Source organism: Kitasatospora sp. NPDC093102 (assembly GCF_040683915.1).
In the GTDB taxonomy this organism is placed as follows: domain Bacteria; phylum Actinomycetota; class Actinomycetes; order Streptomycetales; family Streptomycetaceae; genus Kitasatospora.
The window spans coordinates 102,279-122,169 of sequence record NZ_JBFBFA010000015.1 but is presented as its reverse complement, the minus strand read 5'-3'; the positions used below and the strand labels follow the sequence as shown (position 1 = coordinate 122,169).

Annotated in this window: 19 protein-coding genes; 13 read left to right on the top strand and 6 right to left on the bottom strand. The window is 73.9% G+C overall.

Features of this window, described 5'->3' with window-relative positions; genetic code table 11:
- Positions 1-41 precede the first annotated feature (41 nt).
- From AB0O11_RS21170 to AB0O11_RS21140, 7 genes are all read left to right on the top strand, one after another.
- A complete protein-coding gene (locus AB0O11_RS21170) occupies positions 42-662 on the top strand; it encodes an AraC family transcriptional regulator (protein ID WP_363389035.1) in 621 nt (206 codons plus the stop codon).
- A gap of 193 nt (positions 663-855) precedes the next feature.
- Positions 856-1,593: a hypothetical protein gene (locus AB0O11_RS21165; protein WP_363389032.1), complete on the top strand. Its 738-nt coding sequence runs from the start codon at positions 856-858 to the stop codon at positions 1,591-1,593.
- A 33-nt stretch (positions 1,594-1,626) separates the two neighbouring features.
- Positions 1,627-2,082 carry a hypothetical protein gene (locus tag AB0O11_RS21160; RefSeq protein ID WP_363389029.1) on the top strand — a complete coding sequence of 152 codons (456 nt, stop codon included), beginning with the start codon at positions 1,627-1,629 and terminating at the stop codon, positions 2,080-2,082.
- A gap of 83 nt (positions 2,083-2,165) precedes the next feature.
- Positions 2,166-2,648, top strand: coding sequence for a MarR family transcriptional regulator (locus AB0O11_RS21155; protein ID WP_363389026.1), 483 nt, complete (start codon positions 2,166-2,168; stop codon positions 2,646-2,648).
- Positions 2,645-3,487 carry an ATP-binding cassette domain-containing protein gene (locus tag AB0O11_RS21150; protein WP_363389023.1) on the top strand — a complete coding sequence of 281 codons (843 nt, stop codon included), beginning with the start codon at positions 2,645-2,647 and terminating at the stop codon, positions 3,485-3,487. The genes AB0O11_RS21155 and AB0O11_RS21150 overlap by 4 nt, the downstream gene beginning before the upstream one ends.
- Positions 3,447-4,310: an ABC transporter permease gene (locus AB0O11_RS21145; protein WP_363389020.1), complete on the top strand. Its 864-nt coding sequence runs from the start codon at positions 3,447-3,449 to the stop codon at positions 4,308-4,310. The genes AB0O11_RS21150 and AB0O11_RS21145 overlap by 41 nt, the downstream gene beginning before the upstream one ends.
- Before the next feature lie 95 nt (positions 4,311-4,405).
- On the top strand, positions 4,406-4,729 hold the full coding sequence (locus AB0O11_RS21140; protein WP_363389017.1) for a hypothetical protein: 324 nt from the start codon (positions 4,406-4,408) through the stop codon (positions 4,727-4,729).
- A gap of 178 nt (positions 4,730-4,907) precedes the next feature.
- On the opposite strand, the gene AB0O11_RS21135 is transcribed toward AB0O11_RS21140, so the two are convergent.
- From AB0O11_RS21135 to AB0O11_RS21120, 4 genes are all read right to left on the bottom strand, one after another.
- Entirely contained in the window at positions 4,908-5,636 is a 729-nt protein-coding gene (locus tag AB0O11_RS21135; protein ID WP_363389014.1) for an NAD(P)H-binding protein, read from the bottom strand.
- 184 nt (positions 5,637-5,820) lie between these two features.
- Positions 5,821-6,486, bottom strand: a complete 666-nt coding sequence (locus AB0O11_RS21130) for a DUF6875 domain-containing protein (protein WP_363389012.1) — start codon at positions 6,484-6,486, stop codon at positions 5,821-5,823.
- Entirely contained in the window at positions 6,483-7,196 is a 714-nt protein-coding gene (locus tag AB0O11_RS21125; RefSeq protein WP_363389009.1) for a hypothetical protein, read from the bottom strand. The genes AB0O11_RS21130 and AB0O11_RS21125 overlap by 4 nt, the downstream gene beginning before the upstream one ends.
- Positions 7,193-8,710 (bottom strand): aminotransferase class I/II-fold pyridoxal phosphate-dependent enzyme, encoded by a 1,518-nt coding sequence (locus tag AB0O11_RS21120; RefSeq protein WP_363389006.1) that lies wholly within the window; start codon positions 8,708-8,710, stop codon positions 7,193-7,195. The genes AB0O11_RS21125 and AB0O11_RS21120 overlap by 4 nt, the downstream gene beginning before the upstream one ends.
- 360 nt (positions 8,711-9,070) lie before the next feature.
- Here AB0O11_RS21120 and AB0O11_RS21115 point away from each other — a divergent pair, with 360 nt between their 5' ends.
- The gene (locus AB0O11_RS21115) at positions 9,071-10,591 is read left to right on the top strand and encodes a multicopper oxidase domain-containing protein (RefSeq protein WP_363389004.1); all 1,521 of its coding nucleotides are present in this window, start codon (positions 9,071-9,073) and stop codon (positions 10,589-10,591) included.
- Positions 10,592-10,654: 63 nt separating this feature from the next.
- On the opposite strand, the gene AB0O11_RS21110 is transcribed toward AB0O11_RS21115, so the two are convergent.
- Positions 10,655-12,163 carry an FAD-binding protein gene (locus AB0O11_RS21110; RefSeq protein WP_363389001.1) on the bottom strand — a complete coding sequence of 503 codons (1,509 nt, stop codon included), beginning with the start codon at positions 12,161-12,163 and terminating at the stop codon, positions 10,655-10,657.
- A 437-nt stretch (positions 12,164-12,600) separates the two neighbouring features.
- On the opposite strand from AB0O11_RS21110, the gene AB0O11_RS21105 reads away from it, so the two are divergent.
- The 3 genes from AB0O11_RS21105 to pgm all read left to right on the top strand — a co-directional run bounded on the left by AB0O11_RS21105 (position 12,601) and on the right by pgm (position 16,438).
- The gene (locus tag AB0O11_RS21105) at positions 12,601-14,232 is read left to right on the top strand and encodes an IS200/IS605 family accessory protein TnpB-related protein (RefSeq protein WP_363388998.1); all 1,632 of its coding nucleotides are present in this window, start codon (positions 12,601-12,603) and stop codon (positions 14,230-14,232) included.
- A 128-nt stretch (positions 14,233-14,360) separates the two neighbouring features.
- Complete coding sequence (locus AB0O11_RS21100; protein WP_363388996.1) at positions 14,361-14,660, top strand: YciI family protein; 300 nt, start codon at positions 14,361-14,363, stop codon at positions 14,658-14,660.
- Between the two features lie 137 nt (positions 14,661-14,797).
- Positions 14,798-16,438, top strand: coding sequence for a phosphoglucomutase (alpha-D-glucose-1,6-bisphosphate-dependent) (pgm, locus tag AB0O11_RS21095; protein ID WP_363388993.1), 1,641 nt, complete (start codon positions 14,798-14,800; stop codon positions 16,436-16,438).
- Positions 16,439-16,529: 91 nt separating this feature from the next.
- Here pgm and AB0O11_RS21090 read toward each other — a convergent pair whose 3' ends face one another.
- Positions 16,530-17,705, bottom strand: coding sequence for an MFS transporter (locus AB0O11_RS21090; RefSeq protein WP_363388990.1), 1,176 nt, complete (start codon positions 17,703-17,705; stop codon positions 16,530-16,532).
- A gap of 151 nt (positions 17,706-17,856) precedes the next feature.
- Here AB0O11_RS21090 and AB0O11_RS21085 point away from each other — a divergent pair, with 151 nt between their 5' ends.
- Positions 17,857-18,207, top strand: coding sequence for a helix-turn-helix transcriptional regulator (locus AB0O11_RS21085; protein ID WP_363388987.1), 351 nt, complete (start codon positions 17,857-17,859; stop codon positions 18,205-18,207).
- A gap of 144 nt (positions 18,208-18,351) precedes the next feature.
- The gene (locus AB0O11_RS21080) at positions 18,352-19,557 is read left to right on the top strand and encodes a hypothetical protein (RefSeq protein ID WP_363388984.1); all 1,206 of its coding nucleotides are present in this window, start codon (positions 18,352-18,354) and stop codon (positions 19,555-19,557) included.
- Positions 19,558-19,891 lie beyond the last annotated feature (334 nt).

The window sequence follows — 19,891 nt, the reverse complement described above, 5'->3', positions numbered from 1 at the left end:
CTGGGCACACCGGACATCCGACACCGCATGAGGGAGCAGTGATGGCACAGGTAGCCGTGGTCACTTTCGACGGATTCAACGAACTGGACAGCTTCATCGCCTCCGCGCTGATCAACCGCTGCCGCAAGGACGGCCTGGAAGCCTTCATCACCACGCCGACACCGCAGGTCACGTCGATGAACGGCGTCGAGGTCACCGGGCAGCGCCCGATCGAGTTCGTGACCGAGGCCGACGTCGTGCTGATCGGCAGCGGCGTGAGGACCCGCGACGTGGTCGCCGACGGCCGGCTGCTCGCCCAGCTGCCGCTCGACCCCACGCGCCAGCTGATCGGCTCCCAGTGCTCCGGCGCGCTGGTGCTGGCACACCTCGGCCTGCTGGGCACCATGCCGGCCTGCACGGACCTGACGAGCCGCCCCTTCGTCGAAGCCCGCGGCGTCACCGTGCTCGACGCGCCGTTCCACGCCGAGGGCAACATCGCCACCGCGGGCGGCTGCCTGGCCTCCCAGTACCTCGCCACCTGGGTGATCACCCGCACCCTCGGAGAAGACGCCGCCCGCGCCGTCCTCGACTACGTGGCCCCGGTCGGCGAGAACCGGGAAACCGTCGAACGCGCCCTGCACGCCGTCAGCGCCGCCCGCACGGCCGAGCCCGCCCGCTCCTGACGGCCCCCCCGGGGCCGCCGCCCGCACCCGCGGCGGCGGCCCCTCCCGACGGGCGACGTCACCCGACCGAGAGGCTGACGAACAACCCGCCGGCACAGCCCGCGGATCCGCCCCCACCCCGCCGCCCCCCCTTTGAACCGGCCCGGCCCGGGGGCCGCGCACGGCCCGCTCCGGGGCCTGGTTGGATGAGGGCATGACGCACTGGCCGGCGCTCGACGACGCGTGCGGTTCCGCGGAGCACGTCCCCGCGCTGCTGGACCGGTTCGAGGCCGATCCCGGCGGCGTCTGGTCCGAACTGATGGACCACCTGTGCCCGCACCTGGACACCGCCTACCCGGCGAGCTACGCCGCGCTGCCGCGCCTGGCCGAGACCGCGACCACCTGCGCCCCGGACCACCTGCGCCGGGTGCTGCTGGCGGCCGGGGCGATCGCCGCCTGCGCTCCCGGGCACGCGCAGCCCGGCGGGCCGCTGGAGGTCTTCGCGGCCCCGCTCGCCGTGCTCCACCGCCTCACGGACGAGGCCCTGCGCACGACGCAGGAGGAGCAGGACTACGTCGACCTGCTGCAGTGCCTGCTCTCCTTCGAGGGGGCCGAAGTCTGGGACCGCTGCCTGGAAGGCCTGCACACCGGTGAGTACGAGGTCGACTGCCCCTACTGCGGCGTCAACGTGTCCGTCGTGTTCGGCGAACACGGCTGCTACTGCGCGAGCGGCGACGACATGGAACCGCAGGACGCCGCCACGTCGCCCCCGCGTCCGGCCCGGCCGGACGCCCTGGACGGCCTGGCCAGGCGCCTGCACGCCAGGGCCCTCGCGGACGGGCACGAGCCCGTGGCCCGCGCGGTGACCTACCTGTTCGGGCACGCGGCCTGCCCCGACTGCGGGACCGTCTTCCCGGTCGCCGACCGGGTGACCGCACGATGGATCCCCTGACGGGGTGTCCGCAGGCGGTGGCATCATCCGGGCGTGGACCTGAGAGTGGAACTGACACCCCCGCCGGTGAGCCCGCACAGGCTGGACGAGCTCTGCCGCGAGATCCTGCGGATCGCCGACCTGCTGCTCGGCGGCGCCGCGAACGCGGCAGAGGAGATCGCGGCCTTCAACGCGAGAACGGGCCACCACTACACGGCTCTCGACTTCGCCGAACACGACGGCGGCCGGAGCCTCGCCGACTTCGCGCTGGAGGCCGCCCGCCCGGCTGCGCCCCGGATCGCGGGCATCACCACGGGCGAACTCGTCGAGATCGTCCGCCGGGTCCTCGCCGGCGGCCCGGAGAGCGGCTACTACCTGCGGCTCCTCGAAGCCAACGCGGCTCATCCCCGGGTCGCCGACCTGATCTTCCGCCCCCCGGCCGACCTGCGCGACGCTGCGGCCGAGCAGATCGTCGACGAGGCCCTCCGGTACCGGCCGATCGCCCTGTGACTCCCTGCCCGCCCTCCTCCACGGACAGAGGGCAGCGTGAGAACTCTCGACGGATAGCTCTCACTGAGAGCTAAAATGAGGGTATGACCGCGACAGCGCCCCAGACGCTCGACGTCGTGCCGGCGGACGAGTTCTCCACCCTCCTCGTCGGCATCCAGCGCCTGGTCCGCCGCCGCCTGCGGCAGACGATGGACGAACCCCGGCTGCGCGGCGCCCAGGTCGAACTGCTGCACCTGGTGATGGACACCCCCGGACTGCGCGTCTCGGAAGCCGCCGAGGAGCTGTGCCTGGCCGGCAACTCCGTGTCCACCCTGGTCAACCAGCTCGTCGCCCTCCACCTGCTGCGCCGCGAGAGCGACCCCGCCGACCGCCGGGCCGCCCTCCTGCACGCCACCCCCGAGGCCGTGGAGCGGATCGAGGCCTGGCGCCGGCGCCGCCGCGCGCTGATGGAGGACATCGTCGCCGGCCTGCCGCAGGCCGAGCGCGCCGCCCTGGCCGCCGCCCTGCCCGCGCTGCGGCAGGTCGCCGAAGGCCTGCGCACCCTGCCCGGGGAGGAGAAGCGATGAACGCCGAGGACGCGGTGGTGTGCCAGGGCCTGGAGTACGTCTTCCGCCACGGCCGCGGCAAGACCACCCGGGCCGTCGACGGCATCGACCTGACCGTGCGCACCGGCGAGGTGTTCGGCCTGCTCGGCCCCAACGGCGCCGGCAAGACCACCACCATCCGCGCGATCACCACCCTGCTGCCCGTCGGCGCCGGCATGGTCCGCGTCTTCGGCCACGACGCCACCCGCCACCCCATGCAGGTGCGCCGCCTGCTCGGCTACGTCCCCCAGCAGCTGTCCGCCGACGCCGCCCTGACCGGACGCGAGAACGTCGCCCTGTTCGCCCGCGTCTTCGACGTCCCGCGCCGCGAACGCGCCGAACGCGTCACCCAGGCCCTCGCCGCCGTCGACCTCACCGAGGCCGCCGAACGGATGGCCGCCACCTACTCCGGCGGCATGGTGCGCCGCCTCGAACTCGCCCAGGCCCTGGTCAGCGCCCCGCGCCTGCTCGTCCTCGACGAACCCACCATCGGCCTGGACCCGATCGCCCGCACCGGCGTGTGGGAACGCGTGGACGCCGTACGGGCCGCCACCGGCATGACCGTCCTGGTCACCACCCACTACATGGACGAGGCCGACCGCCACTGCGACCGCATCGCCCTCATGGACCGCGGCCGCATCCGCGCGCTCGGCACCCCCGCCGAACTCAAGGACCGGGTCCGCCACGCCGACCCGGCCCGGGAGGACCCCAGCCTCGACGACGTCTTCCGCCACTTCGCCGGCCGCCAGCTGGCCGACGCCACCGAAGGAGACTTCAGCGATGTCCGCCGAACCCGCCGCACCGCAGGCCGCGTCGGCTGAACCCCCAGGGCCCGGCCCCGACTTCTCCCTGCTGCTGGTGCCCCCGCGCGCCCGCACCGGCTGGCGCCTGGTGCCCGCCCGCATCGGCGCGATGTGCACCGTCGAACTCCAGAAGCTGCGCCACGACCGCACCGAGCTGTACACCCGGGCCGTCCAGCCGGCGCTGTGGCTGCTGATCTTCGGCGAGACCTTCACCCGTCTCAAGGCCATTCCCACCGGCGGCATCCCGTACCTGGACTTCCTGGCGCCGGGCATCATCGCCCAGTCCGCGATGTTCATCGCGATCTTCTACGGCATCATGATCATCTGGGAGCGGGATTCCGGGGTCCTCACCAAACTGCTGGTCACCCCGACCCCGCGGGCCGCCCTGGTCACCGGCAAGGCCTTCGCCGCCGGGGTGAAGGCCGTGCTGCAAGCCGCGGTGGTGGTGCTGATCGCCGCCGTGCTCGGCGTCGCCATGACGTGGAACCCGCTGCGGCTGCTCGGCGTCGTGGCCGTCGTGCTGCTCGGCTCGGCGTTCTTCTCCTGCCTGTCGATGGCCATCGCCGGCATCGTGCTCACCCGCGACCGCCTCATGGGCGTCGGCCAGGCCATCACCATGCCGCTGTTCTTCGCCTCCAACGCCCTCTACCCGGTCGACCTGATGCCCGGCTGGCTCCAGGCCGTCAGCAAGGCCAACCCGCTCAGCTACCAGGTCGACGCGCTGCGCGGCCTGCTCATCGGCACCCCCTCCCACCTGCCCCTGGACTTCGCCGTCCTCGCCTTCGCCACCCTCCTCGGCATCGGCGCCTCCTCCGCCCTGCTCGGGCGCCTGGCGCGTTAGCCACCACACCGGAAAACGCGGTGACATGCGGGCGCCGTCCGAGGAGACTGCCCACGGGCATCCGGACACGTCCCGACGACCGAAAGGGCACCACCGTGGCACTGGCCAGGAAGGGCTCGCGGCGCATCGTCGTCGACGGCGTGGCGTACCGCTGGCGCGTGAGCAGCCGGCACTGGTGCTGCGACTACGAGGGCACCACCCTGGGCTACGCCGTGGAGGACGCGGCACACCCCGGAACGACGCTCGTCGTGGACACCGGCCGGCCGGCCCTCCGCAACCCGGACGCGGTGCCGGCGCACCTGGTCCTGCCGCGGGAGGTCGCCGCGGGCATCCGCTTCGCGCGCTCCAAGGGCTGGACGCCCGGCGCCGGCGGGTCGCCCTTCAAACTGCACCTGTCCGCCGCCCGGCCGGCCACCTGACGGGGAGCCGGACCGCTGCGCGGAGCCGGCCACAGCCCCGCCCGGAGCCCGGGGCCTGCGCCGTGGGGTACCGGCTCTTCGCCGGGCAGGCCTTCGAACGCCCGGAACCAGGGGCCGCCGCCGCGTGGCACCCCGTGGCGCTCCCGGCGGTTCGCGTGCCCGAGGGGGTGCGAGCAGGTCAGGAGAGCCAGTCCGCGTAGCGGGTGGGGGCGAGGTGGGCGTCCGTGTCGGTGAGGACGTCCCCCTTGACGACGGCGAACATGCCGGCGGTGGGGTCGGTGACGACGGTACGGCTGTCGCCCTTGCGGGACAGGGTGATCCGGCCCAGCTCGTCCAGGGGGAAGATCTCGGGGCCCGCGATGTTGCGAGTGCCGCCCAGCGGGGCGCCCGCCGCGACCTGTGCCACCGCGTCGGCCACGTCCTTGGAGGCGATCGGCTGGATCGGCGTGGCGGGCAACCGGACGGTTTCGCTGTCGGCGGTCCAGGACAGGACGGCGTCGATGAAGTCCATGAACTGCGTCGCCCGGACGATCGAGTAGGGGATCGGCCCGGCCGCGAGGATGTCCTCCTGGAGCACCTTGGCACGGTAGTAGTCCAGCTCCGGCACCTGGTCCGCACCGACGATCGAGAGGATGACGAAGTGGCCGACGCCACTCCTGCGGGCCGCGGCCAGAAGGTTGTCCATCGAGGTCTGGAAGAAGGCGAGGGAGGCTTCGTCGAACGTCGGGGAGTTCGTCAGGTTGACGACGACGTCGGCCCCCGCCAGCGCCTCGTCCAGTCCCCGGCCACTGATGACGTCGACCCCGGTGGACTGCGAGTGCGGTACCGCCTCGTGCCCGGCGGCGTTCAGATTTCTGACGACCTGCGACCCGATCAGCCCGGTGCCGCCGATGACTGCGAACTTCATGACATGCCTTTCGTCGGGATCATGTCTGAAATATGGCATATGAACCCCTGTGTGGGCATGACATGCACCCGACCCGGGCGGGCTGATCGCCGGGGACGGGTCGCCAGGCCCGGGGCCCTTGCCTGCCGAGGGGCGCGCGCGGAGCCGGGCGCCGGCCGGCTCCGCGCGCGCTGGGGGAGGAGGGTCAGGCGGCGGCGCCCTGCCGGCGGGCGCGGACGCTGGTGACCAGCTGGGCGCGGATGCGGGCGGGCACCTCGGGGGCGAAACGGGCCAGGTAGTGGTCCAGGTGGGTCTCGTCGCCGGCGAGGAAGGGCAGGTCGAAGACCAGGAGCTTGCGCACCGCGAGCAGCGGGACGGGGGAGCGCAGCGGCCTGAAGGAGTGGTTCCACAGGCCGGGTTCCTCGCAGACCGGGTGGAACTGGCCGATCATCAGGCCCTGTTCGACGAACTCGTCCTTGGCCTTGCGCTGGAGCTCGTCCAGCACGGTGGAGTCCTCGCGGTCCAGTTCGGGCAGCACCAGCAGCACGGTGAGCAGCTCGCGCTCCGGCTCCTCCTGAAGGCCGGCGAGCAACTCGTCGTAGCGGGCGCGCAGTTCGGCCACCAGGGCGGGAAGGTCCCGCCCGGGGGAGCCGTCGGCGACGGCGATGTGGAACAGGCCGCGGCGCAGCGAGGGCTGGGTGTAGGGGCAGACCGGGCCGCTGCGGCCGAGGTCGGGGTGGGAGGCGGTGAGGAAGGCGCGGGCCCAGGCGAGGGTCTCCACGGCTTCGGGGCGGTCGGCGGCGTGGCCGGCGTCGATGGTTGCGGCGCTGTACAGGCGCAGCGCACCGGCGGTGGCGGTGGGGGCGGTCACCGGGGCCCCCGCCAGACCGGGGCCAGGCGGGGTCCGCCGCCGGGCAGGGCGATGGCCTCGCCGAAGCGGGTGAAGCCGCCGCCGGCCAGGAGGCGGGCACCGGCCGGGGAGCTGGTCTCGGCGTAGGCGGCCTGGCCGGCGGTGTCGACCTCGGTGAGGAAGGCGTGCAGCAGGGCCTCGCCGGCGCGGGTGCGGCGGGCGTCGGGGCGCACGCCGACGAAGGCGAGGTAGTGGTGGGAGCGGTGGCGCGGGTGGCGCAGGGTCTGCAGGCGGGTGATGGACTCCAGGCGGTGGGCCGCCTGGAGGTGTCCGGGGGCCTCGACGGCCTGGGCGAGGGCGTCGGTGGCGGCGCCGTCGTGAAGGCCCGGGTTCTCCCACCGGCCGGGCGGAAGGAACAGCAGTGCCCCCAGCGGCTGCCCGCCGTCGCGGGCCGGGCCGCTGTCGGCGGTGGCCGTGGCCCGGTGGGCGACCAGCACGCCCCGGTGGGCCAGGCACTGTTCGACGTGGACGCGGAAGAAGGCGGGCAGGACGCGCGCGCGGTGCTCGGGGTCGGGGAAGGCCCAGAGCATCAGCGCGTCGTCGGCGAAGGCGCCGGCGAGCACGGCGGCGAGGGCACTCTCCTCGCCCGGGCGGGCCGGGCGCACGGCGGGCCGTACGGCGGGCTGTAAGGCGGTGCCCGCGGCGGCGGGCAGGGCGGTGGCGGTGGTCAACGGGCACTCTCCTCGAACGAGGGGGCGGACGAAGGGGAAGACGGGCCGGCGGGAACACCCGGCCGGCCGACCGGCACATCCGGCCGGCCGGCGGGAACATCCGGCGGGCCGGCCGGCACATCGGCAGGAAGGCGCGTGGCCGAGGCGGCCAGGGCGGCGACGCGCGCGTGCAGCGGCGCCACCCACCCCTGCGCCTCGGGCTTGATCAGCACGCTGCGCAGCACCCGCGCCCCGCCCGCGTCCGCCCGCACGCCCGGGTGGCGGCGGGTGAAGTCGGCGGCGTCCACGCGCAGCACGCTCAGGTACACCGGGTCGTGCTCGTCGGCCATGCCCCGGCGCAGGACCCGCTCGCCGGCGGCGTCGACGGCGGACAGCGCGGGCACACCGGCGACGGTGGGGAAGTAGGTGACGATGTCCAGCTGCGGCTCCTGGTACAGCGTCAGCTCCGCGCTGTCCTCGATCAGGGCGGCCCAGGCCAGGGCGGCGCGCCGGCTCGCGGCCAGCCCCGCGCCCAGGCCCTGCGCGGTGAGCGGCAGCAGCTGCAGGGTCAGCCACAGGGCGGCGGCCGAGGCCCCGGCGCGCGAGCACTCCAGGCTGATCTCGCCCAGGTGCAGCTCGGCGTCGGTGAAGTAGGTGTACGGGGAGTCGTGGGCGAAGTGGCGCCCGATGCCGGGATCGGCGAACAGCACCGCCCCGCAGCCGTACGGCTGCAGGCCGTGCTTGTGCGGGTCGACGGTCACCGAGTCGCAGCCGGCGATCGCCCGCCACGGCGCGGTGTCCACCCCCAGCGAGGCCGCCAGCGCGTCGTCGGCGGCCAGCAGCGCGAAGAACCCGCCGTAGGCGGCGTCCACGTGCACCCGCGCCCCGTAACGGCGCGCCAGCGGCAGGATCTCGTGCACCGGATCCACCGCGCCGAGCCCGGTGGTACCGCAGGTGACCACCACCGTGCCCACCCGCCCGGTGCGCAGCAGCTCCTCCAGCGCGCCGGCGTCCATCCGGCCCTCGGCGTCCGCCGCCACCGCGTGGCCGCTGACGCCCAGGACGTGGCACATCCGGCTGTGGGTGTAGTGGGCCTGGCTGCTGTAGGCGACGCCGAGGCCGGGGTGGCTCTGGCGCGCCACGTACAGCGCCTCCAGGTTGGCGATGGTGCCGCTGCTGGTCAGGTGGCCCACGTGCGCGGGCAGGCGGAACATGGCGGCCAGCTGCGCGACGCACTCGCGTTCCATGTCGTTGGTGGCCGGCCCGCCCTCGTAGGCGTGGTTGTTGGGGTTGAAACGCATCGCCGTCAGGTAGCCCACCAGCGCCGCCGGGTGCGGGGGCTTGACCATCTGCCCCGCGTAACGCGGGTGGAAGAACGGGTAGTTGTGCTCCAGGCGCTCGGCGAAACGCTCGAACGCGGCGGCGAAGTCCGCGTCGTCCACCAGGTGCGAGGGATGCGGCTCCAGCGGCCCGAACCGCTCGCCCCACCGCTCGGCCACCTCGGCCGCCCTCGGCAGCCAGTACCGCAGGTCCACGCTCCGGCCCTTCCCCTCAGTCCTTCGACAACAAGGGGGACCGGCGCGCAGGTGAGCAGCACGCCGGGCCCCTGGCGAGTACGAGCGTTCACCGCGTGCCGAGTCTTGAGCGTTCCTCGACCGCGTCCGCAGCCACGGTGGCCACCGCGCGCAAGGCGCCCGCAACACCCGCAGCTCACCCACCACCCCGCCCGCCGGCCCCACCGCCTTGCCCCGAACCCGCCCCGGACACCTCCCGCACGGCCCAAGCCGAACCCCACCGGGGCGTGAGCCGGCGCTGCTGCAATCACCCCCGGACAAGGCCGCCCCACACCCCCGTCCGGGCGAGGCCGGGGGAGCTCACGCGGGAGGAACGACGCGATGGTGACCAGACGCAGGATGATCGGCGCCGCCCTGGCGACCGGGGGAGGAGTCCTGCTCGTGCGCACCACGCTGCGCCCGGCCGCCTCCGCCGCCTCCACCACCGCCGACGCCGCCGCCGGGCAGGACGCGGGACACGCCCACCCGGCGGGCGCCGCCGCCCCCGACCCGGGCCCGGACGCCGGCCCCTCGCTCGTGGAGAAGTTCACCACCGCCCTGCCGCTGCCCCCGGTGCTCAGCCCCGTCGCCACCGACAACGGAGCCGACACCTACGCGGTGACCATGCTGCGCTCCTTCGCGCGGATCCTGCCCGGGCACCGCACCGAGGTCCTCACCTACAACGGCGCCTTCCCCGGCCCCGTCATCCGCGCCCGCTCCGGACGGCCGGTGATCGTGCGCCAGACCAACCTGCTGGACGACCCCGTCTCCGTCCACCTGCACGGCTCCGCCGTCCCCGTGGACAGCGACGGCGGCCCGATGAACCTGCTGGGCGCCGGCGCCACCCGCACCTACACCTACCCCAACGACCAGCCCCACGCGAGCCTGTGGTTCCACGACCACGCCCACCACCTGGAGTCCGAGCACGTCTACCGGGGCCTGGCCGGCACCTACCTGCTCACCGACGCCACCGAGGCCGCCCTGCCGCTGCCCTCCGGCCGCTACGACCTGCCCATCGCACTGCGCGACGCCCGCTTCGACACCTCGGGCAACCTCGTCTACCGGATGGACGACGCCGCCGGCCGCGCCACCATCCTCGCCAACGGCCGCCCCTGGCCCAAGGTCGACGTCGCCGCCCGCCGCTACCGCATCCGCCTGCTCAACTCCTCCAACCTGCGCTTCTTCTCCCTGCGCCTGGCCGACGGCGGCCCGATCACCCAGATCGGCTCCGACGGCGGCCTGCTGGAACGCCCCCACACCACCGACACCATCGACCTCTCGCCCGGCGAGCGCGCCGACGTCGTCATCGACTTCTCCCGCTACCGCCCCGGCACCAGCGTCGTGCTCACCAACTCCATGCCGCCCGGCCCCGCCGAACACATCGGCCAGGTCCTGCGCTTCGACGTCGGCCGCCCCGCCCCCGACCCCTCCGCCGTCCCCGACCGGCTGCGCACCCTGCCCCCGCTGGGCCCGGTGGCCCGCGAGCGCACCATCGTGCTGAAGGTCGAGGAGGGCACGGCGGGCGCGGCCCCGCGCGGCCTGATCGACGGCCGGCAGTACGACCCGGCCCGGGTGGACGCCTCCGTCGCCTTCGGCACCTCGGAGATCTGGACGGTGGTCAACGCCAACACCGACATCCCGCACAACTTCCACCTGCACCTGGTGCAGTTCCGCGTCCTCGAGCGCAACGGAGCGGCCCCCGGCCCCCAGGAAGCCGGCCTGAAGGACACCGTGCGCCTGATGCCCGGCGAGAGCGTGCGCCTCCAGGCCGCCTTCGACTCCTACCGCGGCCGCTACCCCTACCACTGCCACCTGCTGGACCACTCCGCAATGGGCATGATGGCCCAGATGGAGATCACCTGACCCGCCCACCGGGCCGCCCGCACCCACCCGCGGGCACGGGCGGCCCTGGAAGAGACGGTCAGGTCAGGACACGTGGATGCCCTGCCCCGGCGTCAGGATGCCCGCCGGGTCGAAACGGCGCTTGGCCTGCACCACCCGCTCCCACAGCCCCCCGTAGTGGCGCCGCCAGTCCGCCTGCGTCATCCCCGGCACCGCCCCGATCAGGTACCGCTTGCCGCCCAGCTCCACCGCCAGGTCGTACAGGCGCCGGTTGCGCTCCAGCATCGCCGCGGTGTCCGCCCCCGGCCCCGGGAAGGCCAGCAGGTCGAAGTGCCAGCCCACCTCCTGCTCGGGCAGCACCGCCAGCGGCGCCTTCACCTTCGAGCGCTCGTACGGGTAGAACAGCAGCAGCCCCGCCCCCAGGTCGGCGGCCGTCAGCACCTCGGCGGCCCGCGCCATGAACGCCCGCGCCGCGGACGCCGGCAGGAACACGCTCAGCCACGGCTTGGGCAGCGCCCAGAACCCGGCCGCGCGCAGGTACCCGGCGAAGCCGTCCACCCGGAACGCGTACTCCCGCCAGCTCTGCTCCACCACCTCCGTCTGCACCGGGCCCAGCCCCGCCAGCAGCGCCGCCCGGTCCACCGCCTGCCCGGCGTCCGCGAACGCCACCAGCTCCGCCTTGTAGCGCCAGCGCGTGCCGTCCTCGCTGCGCACCACGTCGCCGACCTGGAGGTCGAAGCGGCGTTCGGCCATGACCTTCTGCTGGTCGGCGAGGTAGGCGTCCAGGTCGTCGTAGTGGAGCGAGAAGACGTGGGCGCGCTCGCGCACCCGGACCAGGGCGAGGGTGACGCGCACGATGACGCCGACCTGGCCGCCGCCGGCCAGCACCGCCTCGAACAGCTCCCGGTTGCGGGCGGGGGAGGCGGTCACCAGCTCGCCGGTGCCGGTCACCACGTCCAGTTCCAGGACGTTGTCGACCTGCATGCCGTGACGCTGGACGCCGCCGCCGATGCCGCCGACGCTCAGCGTGCCGCCCACCGTCAGGTGGAGGTAGTCGGTGAGCACCGGCGGCACCCAGCCCGCCGCCAGGCCCGCCTCGGTGACCTGCGCCCAGGTGGCCCCGGCCTCGACGACGGCGCGCCCGGGGCGCACCGAGAGGACCTTGGACAGGCCGCGGGCGTCGATGGCGATGCCGCCGCGGGGGTTGGCCTGGCCGTAGCTGGAGTGCGACTCCAGGCCGGCCTCGCCGAGCTGGGCGAGGTCGCCGCTCTGGCCGTTGACGGCCACCGGGATGCGGTGGCGGCGGGCGAAGGCCACCAGCTGCTGCACGTCGCGCACCGAGCCGGGGCGCAGCACCGCGCGGGGTGTGGCGGTGACGAGGTGTCCGAAGTCGGTGGAGAAGCGTTCCAGGCCCTCGCCCTGGAGGGTCACCGTGCCGTCCAGGGCGGGCAGTGGGGCGATGTCGGCGCCGGCGGCGGTGTCGGCCTCGGTGGCCCAGGCGGCGGTGGCGGTGTTCCAGCCGGTGACGGCGGTGACGGCGCCGGCGCCGGCGGCGGCGAGGAGGGTGCGGCGCGACAGTCCTGACCTGCTCATATCAGGTTTTCTCCGATCAGTCGTCAAATAGGGATTGTTGTACCGCAACCATCGGGTGATCACCTACTGCCCTGCACTGCCGGTCGTTCATCAGCAGCCGCACCCGTGCCCTCAGCACCAGGTCCTCGTGCATGCCCCTTGTCTCCCTTCACCGTTCATGCCACTCCTCCCGCCTGCGGGCAGCACGCCGCGCGTGGCGGCTGTCCTGAGCAGGGAGGTGGCGCGGAACGGGATGCCCACGAGTCTGCGGGCGCAGGTCGGTGTAGCAAGGCGGAAGAAGGGTTATGAACTGCTAGCGATTGGGGCCGTTTTGGTGCATACAAGTGTCCACGGGCGTGTTTTCGATCGCGGTTTGTCGGATGACTGGGACGAGTGTCAGTGCCGTGTGTGAGGGTGGTGGTACTGACTGTGAGGGGGTGGGTGGCGTGGCTGGGCCTATGAAGGGGCTGCGGCGGATCGACGCGCCGTTCGTTTCCCTTGGCCCGTCGGGCGTGACGGTCCGTGATCGTCTCAAGGGCCTCACTGCTGAGGATGAGCGGGTGCTGCGGTTGGTCGGCGAGCATATGGGGGCTCTGGCGTCCCGCGACCTGAAGGCGCGCTGTGCGGACGGCCTGGAGCACGGCAACGAGAGGTGGGCCGCGCGCAAGCGTGACCTGACCGTGGAGTCCTCGTCGCGCTGGGCCGGTTCGGTCACGAAGGCCACGCACGACCAGTGGGCGCTGTCGCGTCGCGGGCAGGCCGCGCACCTGGACTCGCTGGACGCAGGCATCCGGATGCTGCGCCACCGCCTGTCGTTGCCGGTCGGGGAGAAGGGCACCAGGCGTGGGCCCGGTGGCTACCGCTCCAGGCACGAGTGGTTCGTCAAGTCCCGCCGACTCGCGGCGCTGGAGGAGAGGCGTGCGCAGGTCGCGGCCGATCGTGAGGCCGGTGTCGTGCATGTGGTGCGCGGTGGCGGGAAGCTGCTGAACACCCGGCGCAATCTGGCCGCCGCCGGTCTCGCCGAAGCCGACTGGCGCAAGCGTTGGGAGGTGTCCCGCTGGTTCCTGTCCGCTGACGGTGAGTCCGGGAAGCGGTTCGGGAACGAGACGATCCGTGTCACCCCGCAGGGCGAGGTGTCGATCAAGCTGCCCGCCCCGCTTGCCGGGCACGCCAACGCAGGGAGCGGCAGGTACGTCCTTTCCGTGAAGGTGGCGTTCGCGCACCGGGGTGCCGAGTGGGCGGACCGGATCGTTGCCAACCGGGCGGTGGCGTACTGGATCCACTTGGACGTGCAGCGGGGGCGGTGGTATCTGGACGCGTCCTGGACCCGGCCCCTGGTGCGGACGATGCCGCTGGAGGTGGCCCGCGCGGCCGGGATGATCGGTGTGGACACCAACGCCGACCACTTCGCGTGCTGGCGTCTCGACGCCCACGGTAACCCGGTCGGCGACCCTCGCCGCTTCCGCTACGACCTGACCGGCACCGCAAGCCACCGCGACGCCCAGATCCGCCACGCCATCAGCCAATTGCTGCACTGGGCGAAGCGCTGCGGTGTGAGAGCGATCGGCCTGGAGGACCTGGACTTCACCGCCGAGACCACGCGCGAGAAACACGGGCGCCGCAAGCACTTCCGGCAGCTCGTCTCCGGCATCCCCACCAGCAGGCTCCGTGCCAGGCTCGTGTCCATGGCCGCCGGGCAGGGCATGGTCATCGTCGCCGTGGACCCGGCCTACACCTCCCAATGGGGCGCGCAGCACTGGCAGAAGCCGCTCGCGACACCCAGCCGCAAGACCACCCGGCACGATGTTGCGAGCATCGCGATCGGGCGACGCGCCCTCGGACACCCGATCCGGCGACGGACTGCACCGCCCCACGACGACCGGAGTGATCGTCGTAGGCATCGGACCGTCCAGGCCCCATCGGGTATCCGGGGGCGTGAGGAGACCCGCCGCCCCGTCACGGATCGTGCACACGATGCACGCAGCCGAGCAGGGACAGCGAGAACGCGGGCGACCAGTCGGGCATCCACCACCGTTCGGGATGCACGCAGTGATCAGACCTGGGTCCAAGACTCACTCCTGATCACTTGATTGGAACGGTGTGCTGCGTCCTACCGCAACCCTTGCCCGAGCCGGCAGGATCGGGGTCGGCACCCTCCCGGGCCGGGAGCTGCGGGGGGCGCCGCGGCCCGCCGGGGCCCGGGGTCTAGCCTGGCGGCATGTTCGTACTGGAGCTGACGTACACCGCCGACCTGGAGTCGATCGACGCCGTGCTGCCGCAGCACGTCGAGTGGCTGGACGCGCACTACGCGGCGGGCACCTTCCTCGCCTCGGGGCGCAAGGTGCCGCGCGACGGCGGGGTGATCCTCGCGGCCGGCGAGGACCGTGCCCTGATCGAGGCACTGGTGGCCACCGACCCGTTCGTGCGCGCCGGGCTGACCGAGTACCGGGTGACGGAGTTCCTCGCCACCACCACCGCCGAGGTGCTGGCCGCCCACCGCCAGCAGCTGCCCGCCTGAGGCCCCCCTCCCGCCCGCCCGTCCGTGGTACCCCGGACCGCCCGCGCGGTTCGAGGCACGGTCGCGTTCTGGCTACGATCGGTGAGCGCGGAGCGAGGACGTATCGCGAGTTACCGACTTTCGGCGGGAGAAGACGGATGGCACACGCACGGGCCGGGCAGCCGGCGCAGCCCGGTGACCTGGTGGACGTGGCGCGGCTGGTGACGGCGTACTACGCGCTGAACCCGGACCCGCAGGAGCCCGGGCAGCGGGTGGCGTTCGGGACCTCGGGGCACCGGGGCTCGTCGCTGGACGCGGCGTTCAACGAGGACCACATCGCCGCGACCACGCAGGCGATCTGCGAGTACCGGGCCGAACAGGGCGTCGCGGGCCCGGTGTTCCTGGGCGCCGACACCCACGCCCTGTCCGAGCCGGCCAAGGCCACCGCCCTGGAGGTGCTGGCCGCCAACGGCGTGCAGGTGCTGATCGACGCCGCCGACGGCTACACCCCCACCCCGGCGGTCTCGCACGCGATCCTCGCCCACAACCGGCGCAGCCCCCGCGCGCTCGCGGACGGCATCGTGATCACCCCCTCGCACAACCCGCCGCGCGACGGCGGCTTCAAGTACAACCCGCCCAGCGGCGGCCCGGCCGGCTCGCAGGCCACCGGCTGGATCCAGGACCGCGCCAACGAGCTGATCCGCGAGGGCATGCGCGGCGTCAAGAAGGTCCCCTACACGCGGGCACTGGCCGCCGCCACCACCGGACGCCACGACTACCTCACCGCCTACGTCGAGGACCTGCCCTCCGTCCTGGACCTGGACACGGTGCGCGAGGCGCGCCTGCGCATCGGCGCCGACCCGCTGGGCGGCGCGTCGGTGGCCTACTGGGAGCGCATCGCCGAGACCCACCGCCTGGAGGTGACCGTCGTCAACCCGGTGACCGACCCGACCTGGCGGTTCATGACGCTGGACTGGGACGGGAAGATCCGCATGGACTGCTCCTCCCCGGCCGCGATGGCCTCCCTCATCGGCCACAAGGACGAGTACGCCATCGCCACCGGCAACGACGCGGACGCCGACCGGCACGGCATCGTCACCCCCGACGGCGGCCTGATGAACCCCAACCACTACCTGGCGGTCGCCGTCGACTACCTCTACCGCCACCGCGCCGACTGGCCCGGCGACGCGGGCGTCGGCAAGACCCTGGTCTCCTCCTCGATGCTCGACCGCGTCGCCGCCGACCTCGGCCGCACCCTGGTGGAGGTCCCGGTCGGCTTCAAGTGGTTCGTCGACGGCCTGCTGGAGGGCTCGATCGGCTTCGGCGGCGAGGAGAGCGCCGGCGCCTCCTTCCTGCGCCGCGACGGCGGGGTGTGGACCACCGACAAGGACGGCATCCTGCTCGCCCTGCTGGCCGCCGAGATCACCGCCGTCACCGGCGCCACCCCCAGCGCCCACTACCGCGAACTGACCGAGCGCCACGGCGCCCCCTCCTACGCCCGCGTGGACGCCCCCGCCGACCGCGAGCAGAAGGCCCGCCTGGCCCGGCTGTCCCCGGAACGGGTCGGCGCCGGCAAGATCGCCGGGGAGGAGATCACCGCCGTCCTCGCCGAGGCCCCCGGCAACGGCGCCCGGATCGGCGGCATCAAGGTCTGCACCGAGAACGCCTGGTTCGCCGCCCGCCCCTCGGGCACCGAGGACGTCTACAAGATCTACGCCGAGTCCTTCCACGGCGACGAGCACCTCGCCCGGGTCCAGGACGAGGCCCGCGCCCTGGTCGGCGAGGTCCTGCGGGGCTGAACCCGACACCCGCGCCCCGCTCCGACGCCCGCGCCCCGCTCCGGCCCCCGGCCGCAGCGGGGCACGGCCGGGGCGGGGCACGGCCGCTTCCTCAGACGCGGACGGGCTCCGGCACCCGGGCCCGGACCGCCCGCTCGTCGCGCGTGGTCGCCGCCGCCACCGCGCACGCCACCAGCGCCAGCACCGCCGCCGCGAACGGGAACCACCGCCCGCCCAGCACCGCGATCGCCGCCGACCCCGACACACCCCCCGCCGCCGTCCCCAGGTACAGCGCACTGCTGTTCAGCGAGATCAGCAGCGGCGCGCTGCCCGGATCGATCGACGCCAGCCGGTGCGGCAACGCCACCGACACCGCCCACCCCGCCAGAGGCACCACCATCGCGTACCCCAGCGCCCCCGGCATGCTGCGCCCCAGCCACGGCAGCGCGGCGAACGCGCCGGCGGCCACCGCCGAGCCGGCCAGCAGCACCCGCCGCACCCCGAGGCGGTCCACCAGGCGCCCGCCCAGCCAGCTGCCGGCCACCGACATCACGCCGCAGGTCAGCAGGACCACGCTCAGCCGGTCGGCGTCGCCGCCGGTGGCGCCCGAGACGGCGGTGGCCAGGTAGATGTAGACGCTCTGGAAGGCGAGGAAGAACACCAGCGTGGTGGCCGCGGCGCCCAGCACCCGGCGCTGTGCCAGCGGCGCCAGACGCGCCTTGAGGGTGGGGGCGGCGGTGGGGGCGGGCAGGCCGCGCAGCAGCAGCGCCAGGCCCGCCAGGGCCGCCAGGCCCAGGGCGGTGACCAGCCACATCGTCATCCGCCAGTCGGTGCGCCCCACCCAGGTGCCCAGCGGCACGCCGAGTGCGGTGGCCACCGTCATCCCGCCCAGCACCGTCGCCAGCGCCCGGCCGCGCCGCTCGGGGGCGACCAGGGTGGTGGCCACCGCGTTGGCGGTCGGGGTGTAGAGGGCGGCGCCGGCCGCGGCCAGGACGCGGGTGGCCAGCAGCAGCCCGTAGGTGGGGGCGAGCGCGCTGAGCGCGTTGGCCGCGCTGAACACCGCGAGCGCGGTCAGCAGCAGACGCCGGCGCGGCCAGCGGGCGGTGAGCGTGGCCAGCACCGGGGCCAGCAGCGCGTAGCCGAGCGCGAAGACGGTGACCAGCTGGCCGGCGGCCGGCACCGACACCCCCAGGTCGGCGGAGATCGGGCCGAGGACGCCGGCGACGACCATCGAGTCGGTGCCCATGGCGAAGGTGCCGAGGGCGAGCAGGAGCAGACGTACGGGCACGGGAGAGCCCCCCGGGGCGCAAGGGTGGACGATCGGACAGGAAGACTGTTGGACAGGCATGCAACAGTTTGACGCTCGCCAAACACTCGGGGATTGGTGGATGATTGTCAAACCATTCATTCCCCGCCCGCGGCCCCGAGGAGCGTGCGCCATGAGCGACGACGAACGGCTTCCCCAGCCCGCCACCGCCGACATCGACCTCGTCACCGTCCTGCACGCCCTCGGCGACCCCGTACGCATGACCCTGCTGCTCAGCTACGCCGACGGCGGCGAGCACTCCTGCGACCCGCGCGGCCTGGGCCTGGACCACCTCCACAAGTCGACCGTCTCCCACCACATGCGGGTGCTGCGCGAGGCCGGCGTCACCACCACCCGCGTCGCCGGCCGAAACCGCTTCGTCAGCCTGCGCCGCACCGACCTCGACACCCGCTTCCCCGGCCTGCTCGACGCGCTCCTGACGGCCTCGGCAACTCCCGCCTCCCCAAAGCCGGCTGGCCCCTAGGGGGGTGCACCGGCCTGCCGCCGCAGGCGTAGGCCCGCGGTCGCAAGGCGCCGCGGGCGGCTCCTGCCACGGGCGGACGCGCCCGGGCGGGCCCGGTCGGCACGGTGGACGCACACCGCCGCCGACCTGCCGCAGGAGCCACGCATGACCACACCTCAGCCCGGCCCTCCGCTCACCCGCCGCGGCGTCCTCGGGGCGCTCGCCCTCGGTGCCGCCACCGCCGCCGCCGGCGCCGGGCCCGCACGCGCCGGCACCCGCGCCGCCGCCACGCCGGCCGGCACCGAGGGCGAGCCCCGCCTGAGCCTGCCCGCGCCCACCGGCCCCCACCCCGTCGGCACCGCCCTGCTGTACCCGACCGACCCCGCCCGCACCGACGCCTGGGCCCCCGCACCGCGCCCGCGCGAACTGCGCGCCCGCCTCTGGTACCCGGCCGCCCCCGGCACCCGCGGCCCCCACGCACCGTGGATGAGCCCCGCCGAGACCGCCCACCTCCAGGCCGCCTACTTCGCCGTCCCCGACGCCCGCCTCACCTGGCCCACCACCCACGCCCGCCCCAACGCGCCCGCCGACCGCACCCGCCGCCACCCCGTCGTCCTCAACTCCCACGGCTCCGGCGCCGACAGCGCCTTCAACACCGCCCTCGCCGAGGAACTCGCCTCCCACGGCCACGTCGTCGCCGCCGTCGACCACACCTACGACGCCGGCGAGGTCGAATTCCCCGGCCACCGCCTCGAAGTGCGCGACAAGACCCGCGTCCAGGCGATGACCGACGCCGAGATCGTCGCCTACCGCGCCGCCGACGCCCGCTGCCTGCTCGACCGCCTCGAAAGCGGCCCGCTGCCCGCCGCCCTCCACACCACCCTCGACCTCGACGCCGTCGGCATGTTCGGCCACTCCATGGGCGGCGCCACCACCGCCCAGACCCTGCACGACGACCCCCGCATCCGCGCCGGCGCCGTCCTGGACGGCCCCCTGTTCGGCACCAGCGCCACCGCCGACCAGGCCCGCCCCCTGCTGCTGATGGCCTCCGCCTGGGACAGCCCCGCCCGCGACGCCATGTGGGACACCCTGTGGCCGCACCTGACCGGCTGGCGCCGCCGCCTGACCCTCACCCGCTCAGGACACCTGTCCTACTGCGACCTCCAACTGCTCGTCCCCCAGGGCCAGAGCGTCTTCGCCTGGCCCGCCGACCAGCTGGAACACTTCCTCGGCACCGGCGACCCCCACCGCGCCGTCGCCGCCCAACGCGCCTACCTCACCGCCTACTTCAACCTCCACCTGCGCGCCATCCCCACCCCCCTGCTCGACGCCCCCACGCCCCGCTGGCCCGAGATCCGCTTCGACGCCTGAACCCCGCCGCACCCACACCCTCTCCCGGCCGCCCCACCGCCCGCGCGGTGGAGCGGGGCACCGGCGACCGCATAGGGTCTGCACGGACCGGCGACAGGCGGACCCGGGCGGACACAGGGGCGAAAGGACGGACCGTGCCGATCACCAAGTAACCGGAGGATGCCCCCGCCTTCAGGCGGGGAGGAATCCGCTTTCCCGGGTAGCGGGTCAGAGGTGGTCGATTCGCCCTCTGGGTGGATCGGCTTACGCCATCCAAGGTCCGAATTCCGGTCGGAATTGTCTGATTTGACCAGTCGCCAGAGCGGCCCTTTATGCTGCGGGTCGTGATGGAGGC